This is a genomic window from Pseudomonas sp. PDM25, from assembly GCF_019219045.1.
Classification (GTDB): Bacteria; Pseudomonadota; Gammaproteobacteria; order Pseudomonadales; family Pseudomonadaceae; genus Aquipseudomonas.
Genome location: NZ_JAHUWL010000002.1, coordinates 396,631 through 410,294 on the forward strand (window position 1 = coordinate 396,631; position 13,664 = coordinate 410,294).

A 13,664-nucleotide genomic window follows, 5' to 3' on the forward strand; every position below is an offset into this window, starting at 1 on the left:
CACGGCGCGCAACTATCGCTAGAAGTAATAGTGACCATTACGAAACGCAAGTTCTTCTTTGTCGGCAATCGGCGGAAAATCGCCTCCATCGAACTTTACTCTCGGGATGAGACCGATGCGTCCTTTATTCGCGCCCGTCATAGCGTTTGCCTCTTTGTTGCTCGCCGGTTGTGCCTCCGCGCCGAACGATCCGACCCTGACCTTGCAGACCAACAAGACCCCTGCGCAATTCGCCGACTGCGTCGTACCGAAGTTGCAGGGCAAAGCGTTGAACCCGACTGTCTCGCAGACCCAGCGCAGCTACCGGATCGTGGTGCCGAGCAAAGTCTCGGCGGACAACGTGCTGGAAGCCTACAAGGCCGGGAGCGGCGGCAAGGTGTTCATCTACGAGCGGCATTTGCTGGCGTCGAACTTCCTGCCTTCGAGTTTTGAGCGCGCCGCACAGGATTGCATCTGACTCCGCCCGTAGACGCTTTTCATCGAGCTCCTTTGGTTGGCCGCAACCAACCAATTTTTTGCCCCGCACCGCTTTCGGTGGCGGGGCTTTTTTTGTGCTGGCTGATGCGAGTCATGGCCCTGGTCATATAAATTTGAAATGCACGGCGTTGCTCGACAGAATCGCGTCCCGATCTGGCCAACGGTGCCGGACGTTCGTGGTGAAAAGGAACTGCAGTTGAACGAACAGACATTGTCCCAGCGCCTGGAGCGCGTGGCGGCGCATGTGCCCGCAGATGCGCGCCTGGCCGATATCGGCTCGGATCACGGCTACCTGCCGGTGGCGTTGATGCGCCGTGGCGCCATCGCGGCGGCGGTGGCCGGCGAGGTGGCCTTGACGCCGTTCCACTCGGCCGAACGAACCGTGCGCGAGAACGGCCTGGACCAGCGGATCAGCGTGCGCCTGGCCAGTGGCCTGGCGGCGATCGAGCCGGGAGACGGGATCACCGCGATCAGCATCTGCGGCATGGGCGGCGAGACGATCCGCGACATCCTCGACAACGGCAAGGCGCGCCTGAGCGGCCAGGAACGCCTGATTCTGCAGCCCAACGGCGGCGAGCAGCCACTGCGCCAATGGCTGATGGAGAATGGCTACCGCATCCTCTGCGAGGAACTGCTGCGGGAAAATCGCTTCGACTACGAAATCATCGTCGCCGAGCGTGCCGGGCCGGTGATGTACACCGCCGAGGAACTTTACTTCGGCCCGCTGCAGATGCAGGCACGCAGCCCGGCGTTCCTGATCAAGTGGCAGCGCATCCTGCGCGCGAAGCAGAAGACCCTGACCCAATTCGCCCATGCGCGGCAGGCCGTGCCCGAGGAGAAAGTGCAAGAGATCGCCCGGCAGGCCCGGTGGATCACCGATCTGCTGGCTTGAGCCAGGTCCAGGGTTTGTGAGGCGCTTTTCCCGCAGCCGGTCCGATCCGATGCGCTCGGTTATCGGTTCAGCAGAGGTGCCAGCAGGGCACACATGCCGCGCCAGTGCGAACCCTCCCAGTAAATCCGTTGGCAGGCGTCGCAGCGCAGGAAGTGCGAATAGAGGGCGCCCACGCGTGGCGGCACCTGCAACCGGGCCAGTTCCGGGCTGATCTCGTGCAGCGGCAGGTTGCAATGAAGGCACAGGCTGAATGGCCGCGCGCTACGCGCCAGGTCGAGGCGTTCGTACAATTCGCGCAGCTGCAGCGACGGTTTCAGGGCATGCACGTAACAGCCGTGGCTGATGATCCGCCGCTTGAGCAGTTCGCGGTCGCGGGTCAGCACGATGCGTCCTTGCTGCGCAGCGATCTCGGCGATCTCGCCATCCTCGAAGCCATTGTCGTAGAGGGTGTCGAAGCCGCTCATGCGCAGCAGGCTGGCCAGCCCGCCCAGGTGCGCATCAGCGACGAAGCGCAGCACCCGTAAAGGTTGCGCACGAACCTTGAGCAGCGGGCTGATGTCCAGCGCTTCGAACTTGGGATACACCGCCAGCCGGTCACCGTCGAAGATCATCCGCTCCAGGCCCACCGACTCGCCGTTGAGCAGCACCAGCTCGACCTCCGTGTGCGGGATCCCGAGCGCCTCGATCATGTGCTTGACCGTCGCCCCTCGCGCGCACTCGCAGGTGAAGGACTGCCGCCGCCGTTCGGCCGGCAGGAAATCGTTGAGCTCCTCGTAGAAGCGGAAGGTTGCACGAGTCATGTTGAACAGTATGGCAGGGCGGCGGGATGAGCGAGTCTGGATTCCCGTGGCTTCGCACTAGCGACGATAGTAGCGGTGATCGTCCTCGTAGCGGTGCCGCATGGCCCGATCCTGGTGGCGCTCCCAATCGCGACGTTCAGCTTCTCGGCGGGCTTGCTCTCTACGCCAATTATCTCTGCGCCAGTCGTCTCGGCGCCAATCGTCTCTGCGATTGTGCCAGCGGCCGTCATGCCAGTATCGGTCGTCATGGGCAAGCAACGACCCTGGCTGCTTTCCGGCCATACTGGCCAAGGTCGGCCAAGGGTTGCCGGCGGCCTGGACAGGAGCCTGAACGGCTGCGACTTCAGTTGGGAAAACAGGGGTTGAGGTCTTCATCTGTGTTGCTGATGCCGAGCCAACTGCCGCGAACGCGAACAGGGCGAAGAGCACCATCCGTGGGTCATGGAATTTCATGAGAGAAGGCAACCTCTGATTGACAATTGGACGTGTGGCCATCTGGCTGCGCGAAGCCTGCGGGTTCGCGCTTACCGAACGAATGTGCCTATCCACATAGACAGATTAATAGGGAAAAGTTCTAGGGAGCCGCTGCTTAAATAGCCAATGGCTTCAGTATTCGGCACCCTTAGAGGTTTGTTATCTCGATGTCCCTTCTGCAGTGTTCAGAAGGTCTCCAGCCCGTGCTGTTACATCACGATGGGCATCGGCCAGATCGCTTGAACAACGTACTGAGGACGCGCTGTCCGTATAAGCCGACGCCAAGACCCGACACGATGAAAACGACTGCAACGATTTTGTTAAGTGACAGGGTCTCATTAAAAATCATGACTGAACCGAGCAGGCCGAATACCGGCACCAATAACGACAATGGCGCGACGGTAGACACTGGATATCGTTTCAGAAGTGAATTCCACACCCAGTAGCCGAACAGTGTATTGGGGTATACCTGGAACAGGATCGACAGGACGGCGCGGTAGTCGAGTTGATTCACCAATGCGCTGTAACCCGTCGAGCCGTTAACAGCGTAATCAAGCGCGAAAAGAGGGATGGGCGAAAACGCGCTGGACCACACCAGGAAAGCGAAGACCTGGGTGGTCTTGGCTTTTTTGTTGATCACGTTGGCCACACTCCAGGCGACCGCTCCCAGCAGCACCAGGATCAGCCCGGCCGTCGTTACTGTCCCATCAACAATTGAGATGATGCTCAACAAGCCACAGGAGGCGATACCTATGCCTGCAAGTTGGTAGCGGGAAATCGCTTCCTTGAATACCCATGAGCCCAGCAGGATGGTGAAAAACGCGCTGAACTGAAGCACCAGCGAAGCGATGCCTGCTGAAAGACCAGACTTGATGCCAAGGTTAACGATGCCCCAAAGTCCGATACCGAAGACCAGACCGTAACCAATGATGTAGCGCCACTGCACATCAGGTTTCGGAATGAAAAAGATCGCTGGAAGTGCGCAAAGCGTGAAGCGAATGCCAGCAAGAATGAGCGGGTCAACGGTGGTGAGGCCCAGTTTGATAACCGAGAAATTCACGCCCCATATGGCAGTAATCAAGATTGCGAGTAGCAGGTGTCCGGCTTTCATACTGATCTTCCTTGAATGGTCGTTGAGAAATGTCTTGTGAGAACCCACAGCGCCAAAGCTGTAGCGCTGATCAAGGCGCCCAGCAGGCTTACTGCCATCCAGCCCCAGAGCGCATAAACCTGGGTCGCGGCTGCCGCCCCCAGCGCGCTACCGACCGAGTAGAAGCACATGTATGCGCCGACCATGCGACTTTGGGCGTCGGGTCGAGCAGCAAAAATGAGGCTCTGGTTGGTGACGTGTACTGCTTGCACCGCGAAGTCGAGCAAGACCACTCCGCAGAGCAGTGCTATCAGGGACGTCTCGGCAAAAGTGATGGGCAACCAGGAAAGCGTCAGGAGCCCCAGCGAAATGCCGGTGACTCTTTGTCCCAAACCTTGATCGGCCCAGCGACCGGCTCTTCTGGCAGCAAGGGCACCGGCGACGCCAGCCAAGCCGAACATGCCGATGGCAGTGTGTGAAAGCGACAGCGGCGGAGCGCTCAACGGCAGCACCATGGATGTCCATAGCACGGAAAAAGCGGCAAAGATCAGTAAGGCCAACAGGCCCCTGATACGCAAAACCGGCTCGGTCATGAACAGCTTGAAGAACGACCGGATGAGAGCTTGGTAGGCGTGTTGATTGCGCGGCGACACTGCGGCAGGAAGCAATTTCCAGAGCACCGCCGCGATGGTCAGCATCAATCCTGATGAAACGAAATAAACGGCGCGCCAGCCCGCTAGATCTGCGATCAGCCCAGAGGTAAACCGCGCCAGAAGAATGCCCAGGACAACTCCGCTGGTTACGGTTCCCACTGCCTGTCCACGTTGTGATGGCGTTGCCAACACGGCGGCATATGCCACAAGCACCTGAACGACCACTGCCAGTAAGCCCATCATGCTCATGGCTCCCAGCAGGGCCAGCCATTGCTGTGATGCGCCGACTGCCGCCAGCGCAATTGCAGACAGCGTCACTTGAGTCAAAATCAGCCGTTTACGGTTGACCATATCGCCCAGCGGTACGATGAACAGCAACCCCAGCGCGTATCCAACCTGAGTGGCCGTCACCACGACCCCGATCAATCCTGAGGTGACGCCCAGGCTCTCAGCCATTGAGGCGAGCAAGGGTTGGGCAAAATAAACGTTGGCTACTGCAAGTGCGCAGGTGACGGAAAACAATAACGTGAGCGAGGAAGAAAGCCCCGGAGACCGGTCGATCCTGCTGCTTTCTCCGATATCCGTATGCGGCAATCCCGAAGGCCGCCTGGAGAAACGTTCGGTGGTTGAGTCTGCATCTGCTGTCATGCACGCCTCCATGGCGTTAAACTGGTTTCAATTAAGAACTGGTTTTAATTATTGCTGAGCCAGGTTTCAATTTGCAACCACATTGATCCAGATTTATCGACAGACTTGGCACCCTTATTCAAAAGGTAAATACGATGGTCAAAGGCGCTTCACCGCAAAGCAGCGAATGCCCGGTAGCAAGAACACTGGAGGCAATTGGGGATCGCTGGTCGCTCATGATTATCCGCGACGCATTTGACGACATTCGCCGATTCAGCGAGTTTCAAAAGAGCTTGGGCGTGGCCAAAAATATTCTGGCATCGCGACTAAAAACGTTGGTTGAAGTCGGTGTATTCGACGTTCGACCGGCGTCGGATGGAAGCGCCTACAAGGAGTACGTCCTAACGGACAAAGGACGGGAGATCTTTCCGGTTGTGGTCAGTATGAGACAGTGGGGCGAACGCTTCCTGTTCAAGCCGCAAGAGACACGTTCTGTGCTGTTGGACAACGAATCCGGACAGTCTCTGATGCCAATCGATGTTCGCTCATCAAGCGGTCAAAAACTTGGACCGTCTGACTGCCACAGAGTGAGACTTGTTGCCGGCGGGGCGTGAATCGACAGCCGTTTTCAACCGGTCGCGCCGAAGATAGTCTGGATCGAATCTAACCTCTGACTTGCCAGGGGCGCGTCCGAACGAAATGTTGATTGGCAGGACCAGGCCTGAATTCATCCCTCTATTTGAGTATTCAGGCGCCGTAACAAGCGGCTATCACAATGAGTGCGAGAAAACAGACCAACTGCACGCAAAAGAAGGTAAATCGAACCGCCACGAACGTATCGGTTTGCACATGGGATACGTGAACCAGCGACTGGCACACACGAGCGATCAGAACGATGATGGACAAGTAGTTCACCGCAAGGCCGTCGACACCCAGGGCTGAAATCACCAACACGATGACGCCAAAGACAGGCAGATTCTCCACACAGTTCGCGTGTGCTCGTGTCCCGCGGCGATACCAATCCTCGCCTTCGAGCTGATCGCTTCGGAAGGAAGCAATCGGAACACTCGAGAACAAGATTCTGACCCAGCGATACACCCCGACGGTTGCCATCAACAACAGTAAAGTCCAGGTTGCAAATCCAAGCAGCATCCACATCGGAATCGTCATGGCCATCCTCAATCAATCATTTTCAGTACGTCATCCCAGCGTCGTGCGACCGACGCGCGGTCGGTCGCCCCCTGTCGATCAATTGCTCATGATGGGTGCCAGTGCGGTCTGAATCCTGGACATCTGTGCAGGTGTTGTCATGCGCGTAAGCAGCCGGCCAAAGTGTGGATGCTGCACACCCGAGATGATGTATTGCCAGCGGTAGGCGCTCAGCACGCAGGTGTTGATTTGCGCTGTCTCATCGACACTGAACGATCGCGAAGCAATTCGAATGAAGTAGTCGGCATCGGATGCCGATTGTGCCTGCAGGATGGCGTCGACGGCGGCCACCAGCGCAATCAGATCGGTCACTGCCTGGTCGCGGTCGGCCGGGGACAGTTTCGCGTGCTCCGCCTCCCACTCCAGTTCATCGAGTACGACGTGCCGGCTTTCATCCTTCCAGTGAAATTTGAAGACATCCTTGAAGAGTGGGCACAACTCCTCGCGGGGGGCGATGCTTTGCACGTAGTGCGTCTGAACAAACAGCTCGATATGGCAGGTCAGCGCCAGCACCGACCAGGTGCTGGCCGCCAGTACCGCGCGCGCCACATCGTTTGGATCGGCAACCTGACGATATCCCGACGACAAGTGCGTACTAATCATCGTTTCAATACGCCGGAACAGCTCCTGATGCTTGATCTCGTCGTTGGAAAAGCGCACCAGCGCTTCGAGTGCGAGCTGATCGTCAAACACATGGGCCCGGCCTTGATCGAGCATTTTGGCACTGATAAAACGCTCGACCAGGCCAAAGATATACGCATAGGTTCGGCCCTGAATCTGGCTGAGCAGGCGCGCCTCGTCCGCGGTGAGAAAGGTCAGGCGGTCTATCCGCGATAGTCCGTCGGGCAAGAATTTTCGCGAGAAGTCGAAGCTACGGTCCTGTAGCAAATCGCGATCGATCTGCCATTCCGCTTTCTTCGATGATCTGACGATTTGAGCATAACGATTGGCGTTGCCTGAATCTGAGCGGGGTAGGGTAGCTGCGGTGTTCATATTGATCTCCGGCTTGCGTGGTCGAGTTGGAATGGGCCAATTACGGTTAACGCGGGGGCAATGACCATTGGTGAAGTGTCTGGGGAGCGTCTCGATCACTGAGTCCACGTTGGTGCTAATCTAGGCCTCGCAGTTCAGGCGGCGAATGACCAGTGCGCCTGATTACATGCTCCGGACTCCGGAAAGGAGGGCTGGCAATTGTTGGATGCGCTTTCTGATGTCTTGCGTGTGATTCGGCTGTCTGGAGGGGTCTTCCTCGAGGCGGAGCTCACTGCGCCCTGGTGCATCAGCGGAAGAATCTCTGCAGACGATTGCAAACCGTTCCTGGCGGCACCTCGACATGTCATTGCGTCGCATTTTGTCGCGGCCGGGCACATGCAGTTGCGAATCGACGATGGCGCCACCCTCGACGTGCGGGCAGGCGAACTCATTCTGTTGCCTCGCAATGACGTTCATACTTTTGGCAGTGATCTAAGCATTGCGCCCATGTCGGCGCGCGAAGTTATTCAGCCGCCGGAAGTCGGCGGCATCTCACGAATCAAGTACGGCGGGGGCGGCGAGACCACACAGTTATTGTGCGGATTCCTCGGCTCTGAAACACCGTTCAGTCCGTTGCTTTCGTCGCTGCCATCTTTATTGAAGCTAGATGTCCGCACGACGGCTTCGGGGGCCTGGATTGAAAGCTCATTCCGTTTCGCTGTCAGTGAGATCGCGGCGGGGCGCGTCGGCTCGGCAACGGTCATCGCCAAGCTATCCGAGTTGCTGTTCGTCGAAGCCGTCAGTCAGTATGTCGCGAACCTCCCCACTGAACGGCGCGGGTGGCTGGCGGGTTTGCGAGATCCGCATATCGGGCGCGCATTGGCGCTGCTCCATGCTCGTCCAACCGAGGGCTGGACGGCAGAAGCCCTGGCGCTTGAAGTGGGCATGTCGCGCTCGGTATTCGCGGAGCGATTCACGACATTGGTCGGACAGCCACCGATGCAATACCTGACGCTTTGGCGTATGCACGTGGCGGCTCAACACCTGCGCGAAGGTCGCGGGAATGTGGCGCAAATCGGCTTTGCAGTGGGCTACGAATCCGAAGCAGCGTTCAGCCGCGCATTTAAACGCCAGTTCGGCACATCACCCGGCACCTGGCGCAGACAATCCGCATGAGAAGGTCCGGTGCCGATGTGCCCGATGCAGCGGGAACTTCGGGGTAATGGCCAGGTCAACAGGGGCCCTGTATCGGCGACGCCGAGCAGCGCTGGTGGCCTGCTTTGCGGCAGTGCCGTCCTAGATCCGCCGAGTCCGCCCCTTGATGCCAACCAAGAGTTTTCTGCCGGGTCTTATCCTGGCGTTCTGCGCCGTCGTGTCGCTTTGCTCGGTTGCTGCCGAGCGAAAGGCGCCCTCGCAAAGTAACAGCGCATCAACCACGCTAATCGAAACCGCCTCTGGGCAGTATGAAAATGGCCAGTTGGACCAAGCCGCTGCCACGCTGGAACGTGCCCTGCATATCCAGCCGAACAATCCCGCGACGCTGCATTACCTTGGTGTATTGCGTCTTCAGCAGGGGCAGTACGAGCAGGCTGAAACGTTGGCGGCGCGCTCGAACATGCGGGTTGGTCGCAACGTCGAGTTACGCAACCGCAACTTCCAATTGATCCAGGCGGCGCAGCAGGCCAAGGCTTCAAGTACTTCACCCAACGCCAAAGAGGACCTGGTCGCAGTCCAGGAGGGGCTCAAAGAGGAGGTCCAAAAGCGCCGCGAGGCAGAAATGGCCGCTGCTGAACAAGCCGACGCTGGCAACTTCGCTAGCGCACAGGCGGAAAGGGTATCGGATTCACCGACGGCTGGCGGGCCAGGGCCCGAAGGAGAATTGCCAGTGGCTTTCGTCGAGCCAGAGCGGCCTGCGTACGATGAGGTTGAGATTCCCCGCGGCCATTGGCCGCCTCCGGGGAAATGCCGAATCTGGTTTCCTGATCGCCCGCCCGGGCATCAGCCCAAACCCGGCAAATGCAAGAAGCTGCGATATCGGGTTCCGTCAGGAGCTTACCTGGTGCACGGTTGAGTTTCTGAGTGTCCTTTTGGCCGGTTTTTTGTGCTCCACGTTGAGGGAGGACTGGGATGGGGTAGTCAGGGGGCGTGGTCGCTATCTGATCGATTTCTGCCTGTCGCCATCGTCAGCTTTGGGTCGATCCAAGTCATACAGCCGCCAATCATCCGCCCCGTGAAAGGCTTCGTTGGAAACCTTTTCTGATAGCGCTGAAGGGCGCACGTGCTGCGGGCAAGATGAGGGCTTAGTTAACCATCACCTCGTCCAGTGCCTGTTCGAGGGTGCTGACCGTGCGCTCGATATTGTGCAGCTTTTCGAGTCCGAACAGACCGATGCGGAAGGTCTGGAAGTCGGCCGGCTCGTCGCATTGCAACGGCACTCCGGCGGCGATCTGCAGGCCGTGGTTGGCAAATTTCTTACCGCTCTTGATGTCGGCATCATCGGTGTAGCTCACCACCACGCCAGGGGCCTGAAAGCCGGCGGCGGCCACGCTTTTGATGCCTTTGCCGGTCAACATTGCGCGCACCCGATCGCCCAGAGCCTGTTGTTCGCCGCGGACCTTGTCGAAACCGTAGGCTTGCGTCTCTTTCATCACTTCGTTGAATCGCGCGAGGGCATCGCTGGGCATGGTCGCATGGTAGGCATGTCCGCCCTGTTCGTAGGCCTGCATGATCTGAAGCCACTTTTTCAGGTCGCAGGCGAAGCTGCTGCTATGCGTCTGTTCGATGCGCTCGAGGGCCGAAGAGCTGAGCATCACAAGAGCGCAGCAAGGGGAGGCGCTCCAGCCTTTCTGCGGTGCGCTGATCAGCAGGTCGACTGCGCATTTGTGCATATCAACCCAAAGCGTGCCTGAGGCGATGCAGTCCAGCACGAACAGGCCACCTACCGCATGCACGGCGTCGCCGACGGCCCGCAGGTACTCGTCGGGCAGGATAATCCCTGATGAGGTTTCAACGTGGGGAGCGAAGACAATCTGCGGCTTCTGCGCCTGAATGGCTGCCAGCACTTCGTCCAGAGGGGGTGGGGCGTAGGCAGCCTGGCGACCCGTGTCGACCGGTCGGGCTTTCAGCACCGTGGTGGCCGCCGGGATGTTGCCCATCTCAAGGATCTGGCTCCAGCGATAACTGAACCAGCCGTTGCGTATCACCAGGCATTGCTGGTCGGTGGCAAACTGTCGCGCCACCGCTTCCATGCCGAAAGTGCCGCTGCCCGGGACCACCGCAACAGCCTGGGCGTTGTAGACCTGTTTCAGGGTCCTGGAAATGTTCTTCATCACGTCTTGAAATGACTGCGACATGTGGTTGAGCGAGCGGTCGGTGTAGACCACTGAGTACTCGAGCAGCCCTTCGGGATCGATACTGGGATATAGCTTTGACATGGGGTGACTCCTTTGACAGAGACTCAGTGGTATCGACCCTGCCCTAAGCCTTGGCAAATGACAAGATTGCTCGGGATTGATTTTCGACTTCTGTCGAGTGGCTGGCATCATCAGGTCGGTTACTTGACGTGCGCTCGCCATCTTGCCGCTGGCAGGCTGGCTTGGATGCGCCACCAAGCAATTGGCCGCACATCTGGGCGAGAGCGTGGGTGGGCTACTCAATGCCACATTCGGTAATGCTACCGAGCTAATCCTCGCGCTGGATCCGACAAATAACGCCGACCTCCTCATGACCATGAACGCCAAGCTAAACAAGCTGATTGACTCGGAGGTTGGAGAAGAAGTTGGGCAAATGCTGCCCGGAGGCTTGGAGGCCGGCTGGGTGGCTACCCCTGCCGTCAACGACTTATGACGTTGGGAAAGCTCGGATCAATGAAGGGTATTTAAAGTAAGTCCCAAGTTTCACAACCCGCCGCCGAAGCGATACTGCCAGACTATTCCAATGGAGTCGTATTCGCTGCCCGTGCGGGTATGTCCGCCATTACTCGCACTCAGCTTTAGTGAATGGTTTCGGTCCAATGGCAGCGTCAGAGTGCATCCGTAACGTGTGTTTTCCTGGTAGTCGTGATTACCGACTCCATCGACTGAACTACTTCCGCCAGTGAAGTAGGTCGTATCCAGCGCAACCCAAACTCCATTGTTAAAGGCATAGATTAGATGCCCCTGTACCTGGTAAATCGGGTCCTGGGAGAGTGTGTGGTTGCCGAGGAACTCATTATTGTCGGTGTAAAAGGTGCCCGCGCCGGATAATTCCAGGGTCACTGGCCCCAGGCGCTTGGAAATCCCGAGCTCGGGTTTGAATGACCAGCGATTGTTACCCAGATTTACCAGCTTGTTCTCGTCGTACTGCCCGAGGGGGGGCGTGATCGCCAGGCTGGTGCCGATAATCACATCCTGTTGATAGCCGGGGAATTCAGCCAGGGACAGCGCCGGGGCGCCATACAGGTTGACCGAGAAGCGGAATCTCGGATCGATTAACCCGGTCACATTACGCTCCTTGAGTTCACCGTTGAACAGGGCGGAGCCGGTCAATTTTGCCTCAGGCACGACAATATCGAACTTCCCGGAGCGGCCCCAGACGTCCAGGGACCTGGCAAAGGCAAACACGACCGTCTTGATGTTGAGCTTGGCGTCCTGAAGCGGGATTGAGGGGTTGGCCGTTACGTTGCCATGCAGATCGCTATAGCCCATGAGCAGGAAATTGATACCGACCGGCGTATTGGCGTAGGACCTTGGTTCGAGATCTTCTGCGCCTGCACCGCAGGTTACGATGATGAGCGAAGCGGATGCGAACCGAATCAGCCAGACGAGGTAGAGTTTGTGTTTCATCCACATTCGTTCGCTTTCTGTCAGGCCCCGGAGTTCTAAGGATTGTAGTAGCTCATCTGCATTCGTTTGGCACTCATAGTGAAAATGAGCGTCTCGCCAGCTGGATAAATCTATTCGGTTTTGCGGCGTCATAGATAAAAGCATCGTTATTGAACGCCAACACGAATGACTGCTCTGGCCGGTAGCAGTCCCAGGTCAATGTCCGCTCATGGCCGACAGCGGCCTTGGTCACAAGCGGAATACGGCCAACAGCACTCAGTGAATGAGTCAGTAAGTCAGTGGATTGTCAAAAATGGGAGATCTGAGGTTTGCATAATAGGGAGCGGGTCGAACTTCCGTTGTTCTGCAAGCCATTTTCGGCTCAGCGACACATCAAACCGAGCTCGCATCAGCATCATTAAGCTAAGAAGCTCCATGGTTACGCGACCGGAACCACACTCAGGACAATGAAACTCCGTCCAGACGCCAGAAGACGCAATACGAGCAAGCTTGTTTCCACATATCAGGCAATCCATGTACGTACTCCGGCGGAGTAATCAATCGTGATCCATACCTCCTGGCGGAGTTCTTTTTCTTCTATATGTCATTTGCTCAGTTACTCGTTAAGCTTTACAGCACTGGTTTGTCACTGCGCGCCTTGAGATTGGCTTTGAGCTGCTCGCTCATCGGCATATTCAGATTCATTCCTTTTGGAGGAATCGGTGATTCAAACCACTTGGTGTATAGCCTTGCGAATTCGCCCGACTCCATGAGACGGGTTATGGTGCCATCGACCAATTGCTTGAACTCGGGATCATCTTTGCGAAGCATGCAGCCATAGGGTTCGACTTGCAGCGCATCACCCACGACTTCGAGCGAACCGGGATTTTTGGAGTTCGCCATGAGGCCATAAAGCAGGATATCGTCCATGGCAAACGCTACGGCACGATCATTTTCAACCAGCGCCAAGGAGTCGTCATAGTCTTTACCCAAGACGACCTGTACATCTAAATTGTTGTCGGTACTGTATTGGCGGAGGACCTTCTCGTTCGTGCTGCCGACCGTGCTGGCGACAGTCTTTTTTGCGAGATCGGCGTAGTTCTTTATGCCTGAGGTCTTCTTGGTCAACAGGCGCGTGCCGGTGTAGAAATGGCTAATTGCAAAAGCCACGTCCTTGCCACGCGCAGCGTTGTTGGTGGTCGAACCGCACTCCAGATCGTATGTGCCGTTGACAAGCAACGGAATGCGGGTTTGCGAAGACACAGGAATGTAAGCCACTTCTAAGTTCGGTTTGTCGAGCTTCCTGCGCATATCATCAACGATGGCATCGGTTAAATCGACTGAGAAACCCACGGCTTCGGTAGGACTGATCAAGTAGCTGAAAGGTACCGATGCCTCCCGGTAAGACACGGTGATTTTGTTATTATCGGCAACTTTTTCGAGTGTCTGCGAGTTGGCAGGAGATGCAACGGCAGACAAGCCTGCGGCGAGGATTGTCGTTGCTACGAAATATGAGGTTTTCATCGGACACCCTTTGAAGTATGAAAAAGGCAAAAACATCTCAAAAACACACTGAAAAACGTGAAGGATGAGCACCCCATTTCCGGCGTGTTTACGAAACGTTATTGCAAACACTACGCCCAGGGACGGTAGATACTTTGAGCCAGA

At 57.2% G+C, this 13,664-nt stretch carries 14 protein-coding genes; 5 read left to right on the forward strand and 9 right to left on the reverse strand.

All coding sequences use genetic code 11. The features are described 5' to 3' along the window. Positions 1-115 precede the first annotated feature (115 nt). A complete protein-coding gene (locus KW848_RS04315) occupies positions 116-457 on the forward strand; it encodes a hypothetical protein (RefSeq protein ID WP_218535929.1) in 342 nt (113 codons plus the stop codon). 216 nt (positions 458-673) lie between these two features. Continuing rightward, positions 674-1,369: a tRNA (adenine(22)-N(1))-methyltransferase TrmK gene (locus KW848_RS04320; RefSeq protein ID WP_305729590.1), complete on the forward strand. Its 696-nt coding sequence runs from the start codon at positions 674-676 to the stop codon at positions 1,367-1,369. A gap of 59 nt (positions 1,370-1,428) precedes the next feature. On the opposite strand, the gene KW848_RS04325 is transcribed toward KW848_RS04320, so the two are convergent. The 4 genes from KW848_RS04325 to KW848_RS04335 form a co-directional block, all read right to left on the reverse strand. Further along, entirely contained in the window at positions 1,429-2,169 is a 741-nt protein-coding gene (locus KW848_RS04325) for a Mut7-C RNAse domain-containing protein (RefSeq protein WP_192410563.1), read from the reverse strand. 57 nt (positions 2,170-2,226) lie between these two features. Further along, positions 2,227-2,622, reverse strand: a complete 396-nt coding sequence (locus KW848_RS31695; RefSeq protein WP_225607569.1) for a hypothetical protein — start codon at positions 2,620-2,622, stop codon at positions 2,227-2,229. A 235-nt stretch (positions 2,623-2,857) separates the two neighbouring features. After that, positions 2,858-3,754: an EamA family transporter gene (locus KW848_RS04330; RefSeq protein WP_218535933.1), complete on the reverse strand. Its 897-nt coding sequence runs from the start codon at positions 3,752-3,754 to the stop codon at positions 2,858-2,860. Then, on the reverse strand, positions 3,751-5,034 hold the full coding sequence (locus tag KW848_RS04335; RefSeq protein WP_192410565.1) for an MFS transporter: 1,284 nt from the start codon (positions 5,032-5,034) through the stop codon (positions 3,751-3,753). Before KW848_RS04335 ends, KW848_RS04330 begins: the two co-directional genes overlap by 4 nt. 134 nt (positions 5,035-5,168) lie before the next feature. On the opposite strand from KW848_RS04335, the gene KW848_RS04340 reads away from it, so the two are divergent. Then, complete coding sequence (locus KW848_RS04340) at positions 5,169-5,627, forward strand: helix-turn-helix domain-containing protein (protein WP_111448932.1); 459 nt, start codon at positions 5,169-5,171, stop codon at positions 5,625-5,627. Between the two features lie 133 nt (positions 5,628-5,760). Here KW848_RS04340 and KW848_RS04345 read toward each other — a convergent pair whose 3' ends face one another. Both KW848_RS04345 and KW848_RS04350 read right to left on the reverse strand, forming a co-directional pair. After that, positions 5,761-6,183, reverse strand: a complete 423-nt coding sequence (locus KW848_RS04345) for an MAPEG family protein (RefSeq protein ID WP_111448931.1) — start codon at positions 6,181-6,183, stop codon at positions 5,761-5,763. Positions 6,184-6,261: 78 nt separating this feature from the next. Beyond that, positions 6,262-7,215, reverse strand: a complete 954-nt coding sequence (locus tag KW848_RS04350) for a hypothetical protein (protein WP_218535935.1) — start codon at positions 7,213-7,215, stop codon at positions 6,262-6,264. Positions 7,216-7,413: 198 nt separating this feature from the next. Between KW848_RS04350 and KW848_RS04355 the strand changes: the two genes are divergently transcribed. Together KW848_RS04355 and KW848_RS04360 are read left to right on the forward strand one after the other, a co-directional pair. Then, the gene (locus tag KW848_RS04355) at positions 7,414-8,370 is read left to right on the forward strand and encodes an AraC family transcriptional regulator (RefSeq protein WP_218535937.1); all 957 of its coding nucleotides are present in this window, start codon (positions 7,414-7,416) and stop codon (positions 8,368-8,370) included. A gap of 145 nt (positions 8,371-8,515) precedes the next feature. After that, positions 8,516-9,265, forward strand: a complete 750-nt coding sequence (locus KW848_RS04360; protein ID WP_218536264.1) for a tetratricopeptide repeat protein — start codon at positions 8,516-8,518, stop codon at positions 9,263-9,265. Between the two features lie 229 nt (positions 9,266-9,494). Here the strand turns inward: KW848_RS04360 and KW848_RS04365 are convergent, their stop codons facing one another. From KW848_RS04365 to KW848_RS04375, 3 genes are all read right to left on the reverse strand, one after another. Further along, positions 9,495-10,628 carry an aminotransferase class V-fold PLP-dependent enzyme gene (locus tag KW848_RS04365; RefSeq protein WP_218535938.1) on the reverse strand — a complete coding sequence of 378 codons (1,134 nt, stop codon included), beginning with the start codon at positions 10,626-10,628 and terminating at the stop codon, positions 9,495-9,497. A 462-nt stretch (positions 10,629-11,090) separates the two neighbouring features. Then, entirely contained in the window at positions 11,091-12,017 is a 927-nt protein-coding gene (locus KW848_RS04370) for a transporter (protein ID WP_256365023.1), read from the reverse strand. 609 nt (positions 12,018-12,626) lie between these two features. Then, entirely contained in the window at positions 12,627-13,520 is an 894-nt protein-coding gene (locus tag KW848_RS04375; protein WP_218535944.1) for a transporter substrate-binding domain-containing protein, read from the reverse strand. Positions 13,521-13,664: the final 144 nt, after the last annotated feature.